Genomic DNA, 19,653 nt, shown 5'->3' with positions numbered 1-19,653 from the left:
TGTTCAAGATAAGTTATTGTTGTTTTTTGTCGCATTATTATTTTATGGATTGAATCTTTTGGATACCTTTTTGGACATCCGGATGGCTCATGAAAAGGTTCCACAACAGATTCGTACGGTAATTCTCGATCATAACCGTTACAGGCGCTTGATTCAATCCCATAAATAAGGGAGATACCCAATTTACAGTCAAGTTGAAAGCATCCCGGAAACCGTACTCACCCCATAAGAAGCTGCCATGGTTACGATAATAATTCCGCAAGGCTTTCATGGAAGCGTCCGGCGTATAAGGGAAAGAAGCCAGAGCGCCCGTAGGTGCCATCGTTCCGTTATCCCTGTGCGGCATCGGCTCCTGAGCTTGATAGTTCCAAGCGAAATCGCTGGCGGTCAATCCCCAACAATCTTCTCCATAACCTACATACCCCCCTTGGTTCTCGATACAATACCGTTGATTGATCTTTGCCATTTTCTGGTTGTTCTCGAAATAATTCGTGTACTTATCCGTGAACTTATGTGGGTCCAGCCCGAGATAGGAGTAATGGATAAAGAAAAGAGGACCTCCATTAGAGACACCTACTTTCAAGTTCTCCCCATAATAAGTATTGCCATTCGTATACATCTTACCATCTTCTACACGCCCCCAATCGGCACGGTATTCTTGCGCATACTCCTCTTGGCTGGCCCAGCCGCTATAATACATCTCCGGAGAGATTCCGTATTTCGGCCCCATGATAGCCAACATATAGGTAATCATGGTCTCATTCCAGCCGATCAATTTATGATTGATCACCCACGCCTGATCTGGAGACCAGTGCCAATATAGATATGGGCTGTCCTTAAATTGCTTATACCAGCTCCATTCCACGTTTTTCCATAGATTATCGATGCTCTTACGGATTTGTTTCTCCTTGTCATTCTCTTGGTTGAAATATTGACGAGCCGTTAACAGTCCTTGGAATAAGAAAGAGGTCTCCACCAAATCACCTCCATTATCTTTCGGGCCGAAGAAAGCGACCGTCTTCCCGGTTGTCCCATCGATAAAGTGAGAGACCGCCCCATGGAATTTATCCGCTTTCTCCAAGAAAGAAGTGATTTTCAAGAAACGCTGTACGCCCTCTTCCCGGGTGATAAATCCCCGTTCGATACCCGCCACGATCGCCATGATACCGAAGCCGGAAGCCCCGGTAGCGATCATATCATTCCGTCCGGGAATATTCTCACGGGCAAGACCGCTATTTGGCTCCGCTCCCTCCCAATAGTAACGGAAGTTCGCTTCCTGTACCATATCCAGCAATTGCTCGTCCGTCATTGGATAGGTAGTGGCCGATACTGTCTGGGAATCATTGGATTCATTCAGCGCATAATCCACGACCGTCACCTTATAATAAGCCTTTTTACCAACCTCTCCCAAGAAATCGGTATAACGATTCATCCAAGGGCGGCGGACAGCGACCGGCTGGTAAGTGATCCCGTCGAAAGAACGGTAAATGCGATAGTATTTTATATCCTCCTTCGATTGAGGAATCCATTTGATATCGATATGACGCTCATACGCCTTGGCTTCCTGCAAGACCGGAGCGTTTAAGGCACTTACCGACGGAAGGGAAGCCGGCAAAAGCTCTATATCGTCCAGATAAATCGTATATTCGTTTCCATCGGCCGTACCGGGACGAAGGGCTACAGCCGCTAATTTCTTGATGTTCGTATCGTTCACGGCGTTTAATCCGAAATCCTTCAAAGGAATGGATACGGAATGCCATACGCCGGGACGTGTATCTTTCAGATAATTTCTCAGGTTTAGGTATTGGGTATACGTGCTGTCCGCATAACGAATAGCGATATTGGGAAGAGCGGCAGCATTCATGCTCTCTCTCAACTGCACTTGCATAGAGAGCGTAGAAGGCTCACGAAAGAAGTCATTGCCACGGACCGGGCAATATTGTATCTCGCTATACCAATCTCCACTGGGAGCGGATACATAGGTAAGCTCCAAGGAATTACCGGGCGTAAAAGCGACAGAGCCGGCAACCGGAAGATGATGTCTCGCATTTTTAATCCAAGAAGGTGAGGTATATTTCGCTTGAGAATAAAAGTAATCCCCTTTCATCAAGCTATTCTCGAAGAAAACATAGTCGTAAGGTTTCTCCACCGCTTGCAAGCTGGCGGATAATAAGAGAGTAGTTAGTAATGCGATGTGTTTCATGATGCTGATATTTATATAAATAAAGATATGATTTGAGATAAAATAGGCGGTGCCAAACGGGTTGACACCGCCTTGCCAAACTACAAAGGTCTAGTAAATAATGAGAATCTTATATTACTCTGTTACTTCCGGCTCAAAAGGCACAGGCTCAGCTTCTAAGTTAGGATTCAAGTCAATTTGATCCTGTGGTATCGGATAATATTCGCTTTCTCCTTTCACAAAACCCGGAAGTTCTTGAGTGGCTCTGTCCGTACGGACTAAATCGAAGAAACGTTCGCCCCATTCCAATGCCAACTCAACTTGACGCTCTTCCAGAATTTGATCCAAAGTCGCATTTGCAATCGGAGCTAAACCAGCACGTTCGCGAACCAAGTTTAATGGAGCGTCTCCATTTTGTCCCTTACGAACTTTAGCCTCAGCGTTCATTAACAACACATCAGCATAACGGAATACACGGATATTATTATTATCGCCATATCCAGTACGTCCCGGAGTCATTTGATTAGCCGGTGTATAAGCCTTTCCATTATAAGCAGTCGGTTCACCCGGTTGAGCGACAGGAATATAATCACCGTCACGAGTAGTGGCATCCGTCATGAGGAACGTTGTTTCCGCACGAACCGCTTCACCACGTTTAGAGAATAAATTACGGATTTTCTCAGTCGGCTCAATAAATGCCCATCCAGAGATAGGAGCCTCTCCACGAGGACCTTGGAACGCAAACCAGTTGTCAGAAGAAACGATATCACCACTTCCATTTCCAAAGTCAGTAAATTGATACTCTAGCAAAGACTCATTACACAATTTTCCCGGAATCTTAAACAACTCATAGAAGTCATTATACAACTCAAACTTTCCGCTATTGACGATATCCTCGGTCAAGGCCAATACCTCATCCCATTCATTATCATACATCTTCTGTTTCGCTTTCAACATCTCAGCGGTATATTTTGTAACCGCTCCCGGATGCTCAGACTCATTCGGACGAATAGCCGGTAAGTTTGCTATACAATAATCCAACTCGTCATAAATGTACTTCTTTACATCCTCTTTCGTATTCTTGAATACATTCAGTTCTTGATTGTCTAACAAAAGAGGCACATCGCCAAACAAATTTACCAACTGGAAATAAGCATATGCTCGGAAAAAGCGAACTTCAGCAGCATATTGAGCGTTTAATTGCTTGTCTGACTCACTCGTCAAATGTTTAGCATAATTCTCTAAAGACTCCAATGCTGAATTAGAAGTAGAGACAACATAATAGCAGTTTCCCCAAAGGCCACTTAATGCCCAGAAAGTAGTCAAACGATCATACTGGAATTTACTAGCATACTCATACTCAATCTGGTCCGTAGGAGATCCTCCTTTATTCACATCGTCACCGCGAACTATGATACATCCATACGAGGACCAAGACCCCAGATAACCACGAGCGGTCGCATATACACCGGAAACAGGCATATACATATTCGATTTATTCGTATAATCAATACCCTCTACCTCTACAGTATTCTCTGGAAGCTTATCCAAGTAATCACTACAACTGGATGTCAGCAATGAAAAGGCTAAAGGGATAGCCCATAAAATCTGTTTTTTTAATATATTTTTCATATACTTCTGATTAGCATTTAAAGATTAATAAATAATACGAAGACCTAACGTATAAGAAGATGCTAAAGGATATACACGCTCATCAAATCCATAAGAAGAAGATGCTATCTCACCTTTCTCGTTCTTACTACCCAACTCTGGGCTGAAGCTGTTTGCCTTGAAAACAGTTAAAGGACGATCAGCAGTCAAGCTCAAACGAATGCTCGGCATCTTGAATTTTCCAAAGTCTTTCTTCGGGAATGTATAAGCAACTTGTACATTCTGAATACGGAAATAAGAACCATCTTCTACATAGAATGAGTTAAAGTTAGAGATATTCCAAGGTTTTACAGAACCTTTCGCAGACATATATTCGTTAGTAGAACCCTCACCTGTCCAACGATTCTCGAACTGATCTAAGTCATAGTTCAATTCAGAGTGCCAACGGCGGTCACCACGTTTACGGTTTACGATCTGGTTTCCAGCTACACCTTGCATAACCATAGAGAAATCGAAATTCTTGTAAGAGAATCCTAAGTTGATACCGTAATTGAAGTTCGGGATATAAGAACCCAATGTTACACGGTCTTTATTATCAATCTTACCATCCTTATTTTGGTCAACATACTTGAAATCTCCGGGCTCCAAACCATTTGCTACAGCAATCGGATCAGCAGCGATCTCTGCGGCATTCTGATAAACACCCTCAATATCATATCCATAGTAAGCATTCAACTCACCACCAACTTGAGAAATCGTACGGAACTCCGCAGAACCACCATATAAATAAGATAAACCATTCAAATCTTTTACCTCATTGTGCAAGGTTGTCAAGTTTGCTCCAATGTAGTAAGAGAAATCTTTACCGATCTTATCAGCCCAGTTAAAAGACAACTCAACACCTGTATTCAAAATCTCACCTCTGTTACCTAATAAGTTACCGGCACCCATTGGCAGAGGAGCATCGATCACGGCATTTTGAGTCAAACGATAATACCAGTCTGCCTCTATTGTCAAACGGCTATTCAACGTACGAAAATCTAAACCGACGTTCGTCTCATTCACGACTTCCCAACCTAACCAACTAAAATAAACCAAGTTCGTATAACCAGGAACAGCGCTTCCTCCAAATATACCAGAGGTACCCATATCTTGCGTAATGGAAGCGAAACCATCACTAGCCGCAACCTTATCGTTACCTAACTTACCCCAGCTCGCACGTAATTTCAGATAATCAACCCATTTCTGATCTTTCATGAATCCTTCTTCTGAAATATTCCAAGCAGCACCTACAGAAGGGAAATAACCCCATTTCTCTTGGTATTTGGAAGAACCATCGGCACGCATTGTAGCAGACAATAAATATTTGCCTTTATAATCATAAGATACACGACCGAACCAAGAAACACCACGATAAGTCGTACCGTCATCGCCAGTTTTACGTCCATCCGCATTACCTTGATTCAAATAGTAATATTCCTCGTGTCCGCCCGGAACACCTGTAGCTTCTCCCCATAGGTTACGCCAGTTCTCTTCACGTACGGATTGACCCAACATCGCGGTTAAACCATGATCACCGAACGTATCTGTATAGGTCAATGTATTATCTAAAATCCAACTGTGATAAATATCATTCTTCTTATTCAAAAGGGGAGTCGAATTCAACTGAGTTCCACCAACCAAAAATTCTGGAGTATAAGCTCTTGTCTGGATAACATTGATATCTTGACTATAAGCCGTTTTAAAGAATAACTTATTCTCCGGCAAGAAGTCGAATTGCGCATAGAAAGAAGGCATTACGCGCAACATTGAATTTTTAGAATCATAATACTCCGCTTGAGCAACCGGATTGTAGTAATACTCACTCAAACCGATTTGGGCAGGAGAACCATATTTCGTAGGATACGGATTCAAGGAGCTATTTTCATCATATACAGGAATAATACCCGGTGTACGGAAAGCTGCTAACCAAACCTCGCCGTTTGGCAAGTTTTGCGTAGAGTTGCTCAAAACAACGTTAGCTCCTACTTTCAACCAATCAAAAGCCTTATAATCCGCTTTCGTACGCAAATTGAAACGAGAGTAATCATTTTTAGAATCCAAGATACCATCTTGATACAAATAAGAGGTACCCACAGAATAAGTAGCTTTTTCAGTACCTCCAGAAATGTCTAAAGAATGGTTGTGAGTTAAAGCTGTATGTAAGATCTCATCATACCAGTTTGTATTCGGAAGTGTTCCCCAAACATTTTTAGCGTTATTTACAACAGCCTGTAAGGTTTCATTACCCATCTCACTGATCATAGTCGCATATTGCTCACTATTAGCCATTTTCAATACATTCGTAGCCTTTTGAAAGCCAACATAACCATCATAAGTAACCGTAGCAGGACGATTCAACGCACCTTTCTTTGTCGTAACCAAGACTACGCCATTCGCCGCACGTACACCATAAATAGAAGCGGCAGAAGCATCTTTCAAAATAGACAAATCTTGAATATCACTATTATTCAAGAAATCAATATTATCAAAGAACATTCCATCTACAACATACAAAGGTTGGCTATCCGTATTCATAGAACCGATACCACGAATACGTACGGAAGGACCGGAACCTGGCTGGCCACTATTCGTAATCTGCACACCCGGCACTTTTCCTTGCAAAGCACTCATCGGAGATGATGTCGCATGTTTCGTAATCTCATCAGCCTTGATCACGGCAATTGGAGCTGTCAAATCCTTAGCCTTACTCGTACCATAACCGATAACAACTACCTCTTCCAAGTTTTGCGTATCTTCATTCATAAGAACATTTACTACAGTCTGTCCGTTAACCGGGACTTCTTGTGTAGTCATACCTACATAACTAAATACTAAAGTTGCGTTCTTGGGAACATTACTCAAAGTATAGTCTCCATCCATAGAGGTTATGGTACCATTCGTCGTACCCTTAACCAAAACACTTACCCCGATAGCCGGGTATCCTGTGGCCTTTTCAGTTACCACACCAGTAACTGTCAGATTCTGCGCAAACATAGTAGTCGCAGCAAGTAACAGGCATAAACAAAGCATTAATTTAGCTTTCATTCATTCTAGTTTTAAAGTTGAACATTTGTTTTTACACTCATTATTAAATTTGAAGCAAATGAACACCCAAACCTAAAAAAGGGCAAATTTTTGTATACTTCAACACTACTGCAAGCCTTGCGCAAGCAGAAAATTACTACTTTTATACTACTGCAATACATATTAATTGTCTTATTTTCAGTTATAATACATTTGTTAATTCAAAAGGAGAACATTATATGTTACTAAACACATTTCACTAAATATGGGAAAACAAAAATGACAAGGAAAACTCATAGTTATGATTTTCTTATTTCATAGTTATGATATTTTTCATTCATAACTATGAAATATCTTAGTGGAACTGGATCATGAAATCTACCAAGCTTTGGCCCTCCGGTAGATTTAGTTTTTTACGCAATCGATAGCGCGCCGCCTCGATACCACGTACGGAAAGATTTTGCATACGAGCCATATCCTTAGTTGGCATATTCAAACGTAATAAAGCGCATAATCGTAAATCGCCCGGAGTCAAATCGGGATACCGCTCTTTTAGATTCGTAAAGAACTTTTCATGGATACGATCGAAATTAGTCTGGAAAATGGCCCATTCATCCTCGCCTGATATATTCTCTTCGATCATGCGGATGAGCTTATCGAAGAATCGTTTCGTATAACTTCCCGATAATTGTTGAGCTTGTATTTCCTTTTTTAGACCTTCAAGGAAATCATTATGAGAGATAACAGACAAAGTAGCACTGGCTAATTCCTTACTCTTATAAGTAAGGTCATTTTCTAATTTTTCATTCTCTAGCTTGACAATTAATTGCTCTTGCGCCCTCAATTGCTCTTCTTGCAATCTCTTTTGCTCCTCGTTAACTTTTTTCTCACGCATGACAATCCACATCGTATACATTCTCACTAATACGACCAGTATACATAAAAACAAAGCAAAATAGATGATCAGCGCCCACCAAGAGCTATAAAATGGACGTTCGATCTTGAATGGATAAGACAGAGAAGATAGCTCTTTTCCTCGATCGTCTTTCACAACCGCATGTAACACAAAATTACCATACGGTAAATTAGAATAAGTCCGTTGAAAATTACTGGTGCCTTCTATCCATTCATTATCAAACCCGTCCAGTTTATAATAGATCAGGAAACGGCGCCCCGTAAAATCCGGATACGAAAACTTAAAAAGAATCGTATTATAGCTATAACTCAATACGGACGCACCGGCTTCCGGTGCGTCCGCTCCCTTGCAAGGGAGCGGAGCGAACTCATTTTCATGCCGATTATAGGCCCTTACCTGCGACAAACTTAATGGAACTCGAGTCGTATCCACATAATTCCGGTATCTGTCATAACGAGCGATCCCCCCGTTTAGACAAAAATAAGACGTCCCGTCGGAAGCCACATAAATATTTCCCCTATCCTCTATGGTCGGATTATCAAACAAAGTAAAAGGAATACGCTGTTTTAACTGGAATCGCCCGGACTCATATCCTAACAATACATATTCCGAATTCCGGATAAACCAATATAAATCATTATTCAAGGAAACAACCCGATAGGTATCGCTTAACTCGGGAAAATCCTCATTCAACAAATCATAAGGAACGATCTTTCCAGTCAAATCCTCATAAGTATAAAACTTACTCCCATCCGAGAAAACAATACGTCCGCGTAATTTCATTACATTAATCGTACCACTCTCATTACCTTCCTCCAGTTTTCCGATATACTCCATCTCTTTCACGCTCCTCAAATCCTCATTCAAGCGAAGACGATAGATACCTTTATACATATGGCTAGCCCATATATTGCCGGTAGGGTCAACCTCAAACGATTTGATCAAATTAGAGAATCCTTCTACATTATGGCTAAATTTCCAACGATTAGTAACCATATCCCGGGTGAAAACACTGAGTGGACGGTAAGACATCTGGAGTAAAACTTCCTTTCCATGGATAATTGTCTTACGTAATGCGGTCCCCCCTCCATTGGGACCCGGTATCTGAGTAGCTTTTCGGCCCTCTAGCTGTAAGGTACCTGTATTATGTCCGGCAATCAGTTGATTTCCGACATCGGAGATATACCATGTCTGTTCTTGAGTACCGGGAATCAAGGTTGGATAACTATCATTCTCAGATAACGCATAAAGACCTTGGTTCGTAGCTAAATAAACAATACCCTTCTCTATCACCATATCATGCACCATACCAATCTGGGCCTCAAGCGGTTCATAAAAATAGATCGGAGAATTCACATGTATCTGCGCGATACCATTATCCAATGTAACCCATAAATTATCCGAATTATCAGCAAATACTCTCAATACCGTATTATTAATCAAGCCATTCTCCCGGTTGATATGCCACAAAGTTTCCCCCTGCTTATTAATCGCTACAACCCCATTAGAAATCGTACCCACAATAAAAGTAGAATCTTTCATCATGACTCCCCGGTTTGCGATCCCTTCCTTTAATATCTCATTGGCTGGTGTATTCCACACAGACAATTTTTTACGCACCTCATCATAGATAAAACATCCACTACGAGCCGAGACCAATAATAGCTGATGATCAAATGGCAAGACCGAAACCACATCATCCTCCAAAACCTTTTTCGAGAGTAACTCTGTAAACTGGCCGTCATCCATTCGACAAAAGCTTCCTCCCTCCATGAACTGAACGTATAGATGATCGTCCAATGTGAAAATATACAATGGGGACAGGTCAGATACACCTTTTCTTACTTTTTCCCCGTCATAAATAAAAAAGCTCCGGAATGATTGAAAATAAATCTCACCCTTATACTCATTAATCGTCCAGAACTCATCATTATTAAGATAGACGTTCATCTCAGACGAACTGAGTGAATGATAAATCAGATCATTCTCATCATCCATCTCAAAATACCCGAACTCCTCGAAAGAGCCGACATAAATACGTCCGTCCTTCGATATATACAAAGCACGGACACCTAGATTATTCGGTAATTTCACAAGATCCCAGTGAATACCGTCAAAAACCAAAAGCCCCCGGTTATTACCAATATACATCTTTCCTCCCGGGCCTTGGGAGACGGCCCAATTCTGGTTTCCCGCTTTGTAATCGCTTACGGAATAATTGATGATTTTAGGAATATAGGGTACCTTCGCATTCCCCGTTATACAAAATAACAAGGCAATAACGCAACAAATCAACATACGAACCAACGTCCTCTTAAGTATCTCCTTCACTATATAGTACAGAATGTTATGTACCACAAAAGTAAATAAAAAAACATCACGTTACACCCTACTTCTTATAAACTCTTACATAATCAATCTCGAACACATGTGGAAAAAGAGAATCATCAATACCCTTTTGGCCTCCCCAATTCCCACCGATCGCCAGATTCAGCAAGATATGAAAGCGTTTATCGTAAGGCCAAACCTCATAGCCTGTCCCCTCGTTCTTAAATGTAAAGTATAATTGATCATCTACATAAAGCCGGTACTCATCTTCCTCCCATTCCAAGGCGTACACGTGAAACGCTTTATAACAATCCGGACACGCAATTTTAGCATTTTTTTGAGTTCCGATCGCATGATTATATTTTTCCGTATGCGAAGAACCTACGATCGTGTCGGGATCATAGCCCACATTTTCCATAATATCTATTTCCCCGCTTTTTGGCCAATCCCCGTATTCCCAATCCGTTGGAAGCATCCAGATGGCCGGCCATGTCCCTCGTCCAGTCGGGAGTTTCGCCCGAATCTCAAAACGTCCGTACAACCAATCCCCTTTTCCTTTCGTAATCAGGCGAGCCGATGTATATGAACGACCTTCCATCGGTTCTTTCAAGGCCGTAATCCTCAACACCCCATCCGAGACCCAAGCGTTCTCCTTTCTGCCGGATGTATAATATTGAGCCTCGTTATTTCCCCATTGATATACATTACCTTCCGTATCATAAGACCATTTCGTAGAATCAGGAAATCCCGTATAGTCAAACTCCTCACTCCATATCAATTTCCACCCGCCTTTATCCATGGGTGCAGACAAATCGATATCACTAGCATTCGCCAGACTGCTCAAGAAAACACTATATAGGATAAAACCAAACAAAAGAAATGAACGTGACATAACAATATAGATTTAAATCAGAATTTCCACAAATATATGAAAAATAAATAAAAGTGTAGATGAAAAACACATCGCAAGGTTATCCCCACAATTATACTGCGAATACCACAGGAGATATACTTCAAGTGGCAGAGAAGATATACTTCATGGCCAAAGTAAGTACTACCCCATTTTCCCTAGGGATTTATCGGATAAGCTATCTATACGAGAAAATGTCACAAAATAAAAAAGGGATGCCACAATTGACATCCCTCTCTCTGGATTGTTGAGTTGTCTCACGAGGATTCGAACCTCGACAGACAGAACCAAAAACTGTAGTGCTACCATTACACCATGAGACAATCCGATTGCTTTACTAAAGCGATGCAAAGGTAAGAATAAAATCTTACCTTGCAAATTTTTTGATTATTTTTTTACTTTGCGATCAACAAATAATAATTTTTCTTACCTCTTTGAACCAATAAATACTTATCGTCAAGCAGTGAAGAACAGTCGATTACAGTATCAACCTCCGCTAATTTCTCTTTGTTAAAACTTACGCCACCACTTTGTACCAATTTACGCATCTCACCTTTTGAAGGGAAGATAGCGGCTTTTTCAGTACACAAATCAACAGCCTTGATTCCTGCGGCCAATTCATCACGGGAGATATCGAAATGAGGAACACCCTCGAATACGGCTAGTAATGTGTCCTCATCCAATTTCAACAAAGCCTCGTGCGTGGAGTTACCAAACAAGATATTGGAAGCCTCGACAGCGGCCTCATAATCTTCCAAAGAGTGAACCATAACAGTCACTTCTTTCGCCAAACGTTTCTGCAACGGACGCAAATGAGGAGCGGCCTCTTGCTCCGCCTCCAAAGCGGCGATCTCTTCTTGGCTCAAGTCCGTGAAGATCTTGATATACTTGGCGGCGTCAGCGTCGCTTACGTTCAACCAGAATTGATAGAATTTATACGGAGAAGTATAGCGACGATCCAACCAGATATTACCGGATTCCGTCTTTCCGAACTTACCACCGTCAGCCTTCGTGATTAACGGGCAAGTCAAGGCATAAGCCTCCCCTCCCAACGTACGGCGGATCAATTCCGTACCAGTCGTGATATTACCCCATTGATCAGTACCACCCATCTGTAGGCGGCAACCCTCATGCTCATACAAATACAAATAATCGTAGCCTTGTAGCAATTGATAAGAAAACTCGGTGAAAGACATACCTACACTGGATTCGCGGCTCAAACGTTTCTTCACTGAATCCTTAGCCATCATGTAGTTCACGGTAATATGCTTACCGATATCACGGATAAAATTCAAGAAAGAATAACCCTTCATCCAGTCATAGTTGTTCACCAACTTAGCGGCATTAGGAGCGTCGGAGTCAAAATCAAGGAACTTAGCCAATTGTTTCTTGATGCAATCCTGATTGTGACGAAGAGTAGCCTCGTCCAGCAAATTACGCTCGGCAGACTTCATAGACGGGTCACCGATCATACCGGTAGCGCCACCCACTAAAGCGATAGGACGATGACCGGCACGTTGGAAATGCTTCAGCATCATCACACTTACTAAGTGTCCGATATGCAAAGAGTCTGCCGTTGGGTCGATCCCCACATAGGCCGATGTCAACTCTTTCTGCAATTGCTCTTCCGTCCCGGGCATCATATCAGCGATCATGCCCCTCCATCTTAATTCTTCTACAAAATTCATCGTATTAATTTATATCGTATTACATTAATATATTTGTCACTTTATCTCATACGAGGCAAAGGTACGACTTTTTAATTGAGAATCGAAAATTGATAATTGATAATTATCCGTTTAGGTGGAAGATAGAAACGTTTTTAGCGATTTGAATCCGCAGCTTTTCTTCCGGAATATCCAACGCTTCCGCTACATTTTGGTAGACCCTGCGGATATCAATCGATTTATCATCGGTCTCCAAGAAAAGGAAATCAGGCCATGCGGCACGCAAAGCCGATGGATTAAAACGATCTCCAAAAGAGAGATAAAACCCCAAGCGAACCAATTGGGAGGCAAGTTCACCATTACCTCGAAAGCCATGGATAATCCAAGGCATCTCCGGTTTCACGGCCTTTTTACAGGCAATGAGATCCGCCCACGCTTTTACGCAATGGATGATTAATGGCTTATGTGTTTCCTCCGCTAAATTGGCTTGTGCCAGAAACACCTCTTTTTGCAAATCCATTGGAGATTCGGCCAGTGTATCAAGTCCAGCCTCTCCGATCGCCACGACTCCCGAACCAGACACCAATACCCTAAGTAGGTCCATCTGCTCCTTTACATTATATATATACCACGGATGGATACCATATGAGCGAATAACCGTATCAAGAAGTGGACCCGGCTGCATATCACCCATTGGACTCACGATCCTATTTATAATCGCGATATCCTCCTTATGGAAAGGCATCTGATGCGTATGTATATCATAATAACCCATGGCGTTACGGAACCGGATCATAACCGCTCCCACCCCAAGGATGGCAACGAAGTATTCGTTTAACCGCAAGATACAATCCTTTCACAGGGCCATATTTCTTCAAAGCTTGCACCGCATATTCGGAACAAGTGGGCGTATACCTGCACGAAGCCGGTGTCATAGGAGAGATACAATATTTGTAGAAATAAACCGGCAATAAGAGTAATGTGGTAAAAAAGCGTCTCATTATTCTTTATCCCGAAGGATATGGATCGCTTTCTTCATTGCCTTTTCCATCACAGCGTACGGATGGATCTCTTTATCGAGGTACAGGAAAGCGATTAACATGCCCTTATTCTTCGCTTCCAACGGTTCCAGTAAATCATATTTACGAACCCGGTAAGCCTCACGTACCTGTCGTTTGATCAAGTTACGCTTTACGGCTCTCTTAAATTTTTTCTTCGGTACACTCACTAAGAAGGAAGCACGGGCAGGCATCTCTTCCTCCATCGGTAAATAAACGACCCGCAGTGGAAACGCCACGAACGATTGTCCTTTTTCGAATAATAGGTCAATGTAACGTTTCCACGACAGGCGTTCTTCTTTTGAAAGGGTATACCTTTTTGTCGTCATTATTTTTTACCGTCTTGCTGTTTTTTCAGATATAAATCCAAAGCAGCAGTCATAGAAGGGGCTTCCACCGTGGGAGCCTCAACGTCCAAACGCAGACCCGCATCTTTAACAGCCTTTGCCGTAGTAGGGCCAAAGCAGCCGATCTTTATATCGTCTTGCTTGAAATCCGGGAAGTTCTTCAATAAGGAAGAGATACCCGACGGACTAAAGAAAACCAACATATCATAATCGAATTTCTCGTCCTTCGCGAAATCATTGCTCACCGTACGGAACATCACCGCTTTCGTATAGTTGATTTTCTTCGCGTCTAACAAAGCGAATAGATCATCTTTATGTACATCGGAAACAGGTACTAGGTATTTCTCCTTCGCATGTTTGGCGATAACAGTCACCAAATCATCTGCCTTACCGGTCTGACCATAAAAAATCTTACGTTTTCTATAAACGATATACTTCTGGAGATAAACAGCGATCGCCTCTGTCATACAGAAATACTTCATCGTTTCCGGGATAGCCACACGCAATTCCTCGCATAAATGAAAGAAATGATCGATAGCCGTACGAGCCGTAAAAATAACGGCGGTATGATCCAAAACCGAGATTCGTTGCTGCCTGAACTCCTTGGAAGATAAAGGTTCAACCTTGATGAACGGGCGGAAATCTATTTCCACACCGTATTTTTCTGCAATATCGAAATATGGTGATTTCTCCGATGCAGGCTTCGGTTGTGATACCAATAATTTTTTAATATTCAATGCCATAGAGTACTTGACTCGATAAAGTTATACAAATAAATAATGCCTTCATACAGAAAAACTAAAGGCAATATTTCTTGGCCGCAAAGGTACAAACTAATATATAAAAAACTGCTATTTTTCCTGTGAAATATCCGTATGGTCTTATAAATTATCACAAAACGACACAGAATATAGAAAAATACAAACAACAAAACAGGAATCTGTATACTGCTCCCCACGAATACCAACCAAAGTGCCGGAATGTATAAACAGATCCCCCACGCTCCTATAATAGCGTTATAATTAGTCTTCCAAAACTTGTATTTCGGAGCGTCCGTAAAAACAACCCCCAATAAATAATAGAAACAGCGCTTACACCAATAAAACAGCATCAATACCATCATTATCAACCCAATAGATATCAACACCGTATTTTCTAGCAAATGGTTGAAATACCCATATGCCCTAGCGATAGCAAAAAGGCAAACGCTACAAAGAAACAAGGCTTGAAACGTCATGAAATTCCGGAAGAGCCATTCGCTCCCCCTCGTTACCTCAAATAAATTTTGACGTTCTTTCACATATACCACATCACGCATCATCTTCAGGAATAAACGATAATTGGTACGGAACACCAACGCAAAACACATAAATAAGACGAACAAAAGGCTAAAGACCACATCGTCCACCAATTGTCCGTCCCACAAACGAATCCCTACATATCCTTCAAATGTACCCATGTGCCGCTATTATCGGCACAAAGGTACATAATTATTTCAATAAAGCGCTTCCTTAATAATCTCTCCTACCGTAGGATGCGGGAACACAAACGACTTTAACTCATCCGATTTCATCCCCTTCTCAATAGCGATTCCGGCGATCACGATCAACTCCGAGGCCGGATTACCCAACATATGGGCACCGATCAACGTCTCATCCTCCGACAAGATCAACTTACAAACACCATTCCCCATCTCATTCTCCGCGACAAAACGCCCAGAGAATGCCATCGGTATTTTTTTCACGGTATACGAAATACCTTCTGCCTGCAACTCCTCCTCTGTCTTCCCGACACCGGCGATCTCCGGATTCGTATAAACGACACCCGGAATAGCCTTATAACTCATCGGGCGCGATTTGCCCAAGAGATGATCCACGGCCACCTCCGCCTCGCTAACTGCCGTATGCGCCAGTAAGGAAAAAGCGGTAATATCACCGCAAGCATATACATTTGGCAGGGAAGTCTGCATGTACTCATTCACCTTCACCCCATTACGAAAAGTCTCCGGAGCCAGTATCTCCAAGCCAAAACCTTTCGTAACCGGACGACGCCCTACACTCAAAAGGACCTTATCGCCATGCAACGTGAATGTCTCCCCGTCTTTCTCTACAAAAACCTCGGTTCCATGCACCCCGGTCACTTTATGACTTAGATAAAACTTAATCCCCCGTTTAGCGTATTCCGCTTGCAACATTTCGGACAGCTCACGATCCATCGGGCCTAATATCTTATCCAACATCTCCACGACATGTACCTCTACCCCAAGGCTATTGAAGAAAGAAGCGAACTCCATACCGATCACGCCTCCACCGATTATCACCAAAGAGGCCGGAAGCTCCTTCGATTGCAACGCCTCCCGGCTCGTCCAATATTCCGTCTCCGCCAATCCGGGTATAGGAGGAATTACCGTTTCTGATCCCGTACAGATCAAAAGGTTCGCAGCCTCGTATAGCTCTTCTCCGGCGGCGATCGTAATCGTCCCGTCGGCCGCACGCCCTTGGATACAAGCTTCCGCCGTAACCATCACCACGCCATGCTCCGTCATTTTCATACGGATACCGGCTGTCAGCTTTTTCACGACCTTATTCTTACGGGCGATGATTTTCGGGAGATCAAAAGAAGGATTCTCCGCTTTCACCGCATACTTGGAAGCATGCTTGATATTATCATACGTCTTAGCGGAATAAAGAAGCGTCTTTGTCGGCACACATCCCTCATTCAAACAAACCCCGCCCAATGCGTTTTTCTCAAAAAGAATCGTGGAAAGCCCACCCTGCGCCGCTCTCTCCGCGGCAGTATAACCGGCAGGACCTCCACCGATTATAGCGACATCGTATTTCATACTATTAGATCTATTTAAGTTGTATATTAGGATTAATCTTTCTCAACTGTTTGATAAAATCAGCCCGGTTGGTCGGAGATATGAGCATCCAAGGTTTCCCATTGCTCCATATGATCAGCCGATCCAACGAAAGGGCGTAGCTAGACACCGGCATCACGGTAGATTCCAACGCCTCTATATCAGCGATAGCGATCTTCTTCTCCGGGAAAATACTACAATGCGCTATCAACATATCATCTTCCGTTATCCGGTAATACGTATTAAAGAAAACATGAAGCACCCCCAACGCAGCGACCATCATACCCACTATAACCGATATATTGGTACGCAAAAACGCAGCCACACAACCAATTACCACCATGATAATCACCAGATGATACCACCATCCCACTTTTGATTTATATTCTCTTTCCATTTTTCGAAATTTGCCGCAAGTTAACGAAAAACGTCAAACAAAAAGAAAATTGCCCAATCTTTCCCATAAAAGAAAATACGCTGTCACTTCTCAGCAACAGCGTATCCACTTAAACCGGTTAATACAAATCATAAGATTGTAGTCGCCTTTTTATTTTAATTCTTCCAATACCGTATAGGATTGTAATACGTTATTCTTATCATATTGTTCCGTACGCACTAAGCCTACATTCGGGCTGTACCACTCATAGCCATACCCAGTGATTGTCTCCTTTGATTTAGGGGAACGTGTAGCGATATTATATTTTACCTTAGCGCAATCGAACGTACCGGCAGGAGTTGTTATGCTTTCCGTTTTAATAAACTCACGATCCTTAATGGCCATATCCTTACGATTCTTCCGGTTCTTCTTATCGTAGATCTTTACGGAAGCCTCGTCGAAATACACGTTATTCTTATCGAAATTAGCCGCATACGGATTTGGGTAATTTATAAAGTTCTCCGTGATATCCACATTCGTATTCATTTCCGATACCACTCCCGGATAAGAGAGCGTCTCTTTCGAGTCGAGGAAAAATTCTCCATTCTGGCAGTATGCCTTGATATCTCCTTTGTTCACGATCGTACCGGAGGGATTAGTATATACGTAGTCCGCTTCCACCTCTTGGCCGGAAGGCAATGTTTCCACCTCATCCACTTGATAACTCATAACAGATTGTAAGTTTCCCTTCGCGTCATATCCTTTACGGACCCATACCGTTCCCTCTGTTTGCGGAAAGAAGAACGTACAATCTTGCGCCATCGCTCCTCCCGCGATCAATGAGATTAAAGCCGTGTATAATATTTTCACCTTCATAATTTTGACGTTTAATTAATTCACTACTAAATACATGCCGGATATCCAATGCTTTGTTAAAACAGAGTGAACCCCTAAATGTTCAGAAGGTAAAAATTAAAAATAGCCAAAATATCTTTCTTGACAATACATTTAACCATAACTATGAAGTAATCTATTACATATTTACATGAAATATACCAGTTTATAAAGGATATGTTGTAATTTTGTAATTAATATAGACATTAAACAAGCATAATGGAACTGGAAGAAAATAAGATATCAATCTCTACAATCAAACAATACCTACAATTAATAATACATGATTTGGGTAAATTTACTCATCTAGAGTTTCTGACCTTGAAAGGATGGTTACTATATTCACTTTCTTTAGTGACTATCCTTTGTATACCTTGTATGGCTATTCTAATTATTACAGGTCTCATATCCGGAAATATTCCATTGGACCTACTGATCGCAATCTCATTGATTCCCTTCATATTTATTTTACCTCTGACATTGACATTGACTTTTATCAACAATTATAAGAGACCAAAGACATTAAGAAAATACATACTTCAAGGATTGGGACTCTATCTTTGGGATAGTCCACCCAAAAAGGTCAGCCAAACAGCATTCGAATGCATAAAAGAGGGAAAACTTTTCAGAATTGAGGTTTGCCTTTTAAAGAATGAAGGAAAAGAAGATTGGTTCACTTGCATGATTATTCCTTATTATATACCTAAATCAATAAAAGACAAAGAACAGCATATCGAAAATGTGAATCGCTATCTGAGCGAGAAATGTATTTTTGAGATAAAGCAAGACATGGCTTTTTTCACCATACCAGTCAAAGTCTTTCCGAAGTTAGACCTAAATAAAAGTATTGAAGAACTTTTGTACGCTATGAGACGTTTTGATTTGCGTACATCCACATTCTATAATCCCACCGCAATATTAAATAAAGTACCAAACACCCTCGAGATACTTGCCATGACAGTATTTGATATGGAAATTGATGAAAAATGGATAACCTGGTCTAAAAATATGATAAAAGCAGACTTTGTCAACAAGAACATGCAAGACTTCGCTTCTCAGATACCTTGTATAGATAATCAAAAGGATCTAAGGAAAAGAATGGATATTCTTATATGTGAGTTCAATTTAGATATTAACAAAGAATACATACTTTTGAACTATCTTCGATTTCTCTTATTTGAAAATTATCACAAAAGAAGAACTGTCTTAGAAGTAATCCAATGCTTAAGTCAACTATATATACATTCCAAAATATCTTTACTGCGTGACTTCGATTTATTGTATAGGGCTAAAAAAGAAATTGATGAAACAGGAAAGCAAGTTTCTTGGACAAGGGATACCCTAGAACCTAAAAACATTGATAGTTATATAATAAACTATTTGGATACATTGTCAAAAACAGGGATTCTATCCATGTAAGCATTTGTATACGACTTAC

General features: G+C 41.5%; 15 protein-coding genes. 1 reads left to right on the top strand and 14 read right to left on the bottom strand.

What is annotated here, in order from left to right:
* Positions 1-37: 37 nt before the first annotated feature.
* The 14 genes from ACESPU_RS07990 to ACESPU_RS07925 form a co-directional block, all read right to left on the bottom strand.
* Positions 38-2,203: a glucoamylase family protein gene (locus ACESPU_RS07990; protein ID WP_373133248.1), complete on the bottom strand. Its 2,166-nt coding sequence runs from the start codon at positions 2,201-2,203 to the stop codon at positions 38-40.
* 114 nt (positions 2,204-2,317) lie between these two features.
* Positions 2,318-3,814, bottom strand: coding sequence for a RagB/SusD family nutrient uptake outer membrane protein (locus ACESPU_RS07985; RefSeq protein ID WP_005860289.1), 1,497 nt, complete (start codon positions 3,812-3,814; stop codon positions 2,318-2,320).
* A 24-nt stretch (positions 3,815-3,838) separates the two neighbouring features.
* Positions 3,839-6,880, bottom strand: a complete 3,042-nt coding sequence (locus tag ACESPU_RS07980) for a TonB-dependent receptor (protein WP_122114990.1) — start codon at positions 6,878-6,880, stop codon at positions 3,839-3,841.
* Between the two features lie 334 nt (positions 6,881-7,214).
* Positions 7,215-10,073, bottom strand: coding sequence for a triple tyrosine motif-containing protein (locus ACESPU_RS07975; RefSeq protein ID WP_008773160.1), 2,859 nt, complete (start codon positions 10,071-10,073; stop codon positions 7,215-7,217).
* A 91-nt stretch (positions 10,074-10,164) separates the two neighbouring features.
* On the bottom strand, positions 10,165-10,995 hold the full coding sequence (locus ACESPU_RS07970; protein WP_009275446.1) for a family 16 glycosylhydrolase: 831 nt from the start codon (positions 10,993-10,995) through the stop codon (positions 10,165-10,167).
* A 413-nt stretch (positions 10,996-11,408) separates the two neighbouring features.
* A complete protein-coding gene (gene tyrS / locus ACESPU_RS07965; protein ID WP_008778966.1) occupies positions 11,409-12,701 on the bottom strand; it encodes a tyrosine--tRNA ligase in 1,293 nt (430 codons plus the stop codon).
* A 103-nt stretch (positions 12,702-12,804) separates the two neighbouring features.
* A complete protein-coding gene (locus ACESPU_RS07960) occupies positions 12,805-13,476 on the bottom strand; it encodes a TatD family hydrolase (RefSeq protein ID WP_122114989.1) in 672 nt (223 codons plus the stop codon).
* Positions 13,460-13,681, bottom strand: a complete 222-nt coding sequence (yidD, locus tag ACESPU_RS07955; protein ID WP_005863660.1) for a membrane protein insertion efficiency factor YidD — start codon at positions 13,679-13,681, stop codon at positions 13,460-13,462. Before yidD ends, ACESPU_RS07960 begins: the two co-directional genes overlap by 17 nt.
* Positions 13,681-14,067, bottom strand: a complete 387-nt coding sequence (gene rnpA, locus ACESPU_RS07950) for a ribonuclease P protein component (RefSeq protein WP_036630613.1) — start codon at positions 14,065-14,067, stop codon at positions 13,681-13,683. Before rnpA ends, yidD begins: the two co-directional genes overlap by 1 nt.
* Entirely contained in the window at positions 14,067-14,822 is a 756-nt protein-coding gene (locus ACESPU_RS07945) for a uroporphyrinogen-III synthase (RefSeq protein WP_029257164.1), read from the bottom strand. Before ACESPU_RS07945 ends, rnpA begins: the two co-directional genes overlap by 1 nt.
* Positions 14,819-15,544: a DUF4271 domain-containing protein gene (locus ACESPU_RS07940; RefSeq protein ID WP_008773164.1), complete on the bottom strand. Its 726-nt coding sequence runs from the start codon at positions 15,542-15,544 to the stop codon at positions 14,819-14,821. Before ACESPU_RS07940 ends, ACESPU_RS07945 begins: the two co-directional genes overlap by 4 nt.
* 36 nt (positions 15,545-15,580) lie before the next feature.
* Positions 15,581-16,927 carry a dihydrolipoyl dehydrogenase gene (lpdA, locus tag ACESPU_RS07935; RefSeq protein WP_122114988.1) on the bottom strand — a complete coding sequence of 449 codons (1,347 nt, stop codon included), beginning with the start codon at positions 16,925-16,927 and terminating at the stop codon, positions 15,581-15,583.
* A 10-nt stretch (positions 16,928-16,937) separates the two neighbouring features.
* On the bottom strand, positions 16,938-17,342 hold the full coding sequence (locus tag ACESPU_RS07930) for a PH domain-containing protein (RefSeq protein WP_057326764.1): 405 nt from the start codon (positions 17,340-17,342) through the stop codon (positions 16,938-16,940).
* A gap of 150 nt (positions 17,343-17,492) precedes the next feature.
* The gene (locus ACESPU_RS07925) at positions 17,493-18,197 is read right to left on the bottom strand and encodes a hypothetical protein (protein WP_005860303.1); all 705 of its coding nucleotides are present in this window, start codon (positions 18,195-18,197) and stop codon (positions 17,493-17,495) included.
* Between the two features lie 237 nt (positions 18,198-18,434).
* Here ACESPU_RS07925 and ACESPU_RS07920 point away from each other — a divergent pair, with 237 nt between their 5' ends.
* A complete protein-coding gene (locus ACESPU_RS07920; RefSeq protein ID WP_008778963.1) occupies positions 18,435-19,634 on the top strand; it encodes a hypothetical protein in 1,200 nt (399 codons plus the stop codon).
* Positions 19,635-19,653 lie beyond the last annotated feature (19 nt).

Origin of the sequence: Parabacteroides sp. 20_3, from assembly GCF_964238835.1 — a bacterium.
Lineage (GTDB): Bacteria > Bacteroidota > Bacteroidia > Bacteroidales > Tannerellaceae > Parabacteroides > Parabacteroides distasonis.
Note: the sequence above shows the minus strand (reverse complement) of the source record. Positions and strands in the feature narration are given on the sequence as shown.